This is a genomic window from Yoonia sp. R2-816 (genome assembly GCF_046762905.1).
In the GTDB taxonomy this organism is placed as follows: Bacteria; Pseudomonadota; Alphaproteobacteria; order Rhodobacterales; family Rhodobacteraceae; genus Yoonia.
On the sequence record NZ_JBKQXN010000336.1, the window covers coordinates 1 to 844 of the forward strand.

The 844-nt window shown below is 51.1% G+C and carries 2 protein-coding genes; both read right to left on the reverse strand.

What is annotated here, in order from left to right; genetic code table 11:
• Nucleotides 1–136 precede the first annotated feature (136 nt).
• Nucleotides 137–520 carry an ATP-binding protein gene (locus ACFWW2_RS25505; protein WP_393933270.1) on the reverse strand — a complete coding sequence of 128 codons (384 nt, stop codon included), beginning with the start codon at nucleotides 518–520 and terminating at the stop codon, nucleotides 137–139.
• A gap of 122 nt (nucleotides 521–642) precedes the next feature.
• On the reverse strand, nucleotides 643–844 hold a 202-nt coding region (locus ACFWW2_RS25510), incomplete at its 5' end, for a transposase (protein ID WP_393933272.1).

The window sequence follows — 844 nt, forward strand, 5'->3', positions numbered from 1 at the left end:
CCGCACCTTCAAATATAATTCCACGGTGAATATCCCCAAGCCCTCCCATCAAGTGAAAGGGCCAAAGTGGCCGACTTTTAAGCCGCCCGCGACAACACAACGCCGCCGCTACCGTGGCCGAGTATTGCTCCGCCGATTACACCTCTTCACTCATTTTGTGCTTTGAGTCGCCTAACCTTATCCACGCTTCGCCTTTGTTGGTTTCGACAAGCCTTCCGCAGTATGGGACGTATATCAGCACCAAAAAGTCCTGCTGGTCCTCTACCGTTATAGGAACGCGCTTAATCTCTGGCTTAGAGTTTGGACACATCTGGATATGGAACTTTTCTAGCCTGTTGAGCTGGTCCTCTGAGAGATTCTTGCAGCCAACAGAAGTTCCGTTGTCCGCAACGCCAATGCAAAGGACTCCGCCATCCGGGCTGTTCGAATAGGCACTGAAATAACATGCCAAATCGTCCCAGTTTAGCTTTGGCGTTGTCTTGTACTCAACCCTTCTGTCCTCGCCAAAGAATGGGATCATTCGTTGGCTGAACTTCACCCAGATTTCTCTCGGCGTCCAAAGCTCAGGTGAGTCGCTTACAGAAAACGGTTCATCAAATGGTAGGCTATATTGCTCTGCCGACACACTATATCTAGGATTTATCAGTCAGCCTGCCGATAGGTCAAACGCTTACCAACGACGCGTCGCAAAGCAACTTGGCCACGTTCTGCATCGTCAATACCGTTCGCAATGCGGTTGTTGTAACGGAAGTCGAACTCCGCAGCGTAGCGGTGCAGGTGCTGCTTGCCGCAGTGCTGATACACACCCTTCATGCCGCGCTTGAAGATGCTGTAAAAGCCTTCA

Coding starts and splice junctions, on each gene's coding strand:
- ACFWW2_RS25505 (WP_393933270.1), bottom strand. CDS start 520: ATGATCCCATTCTTTGGCGAGGACAGAAGGGTTGAGTACAAGACAACG.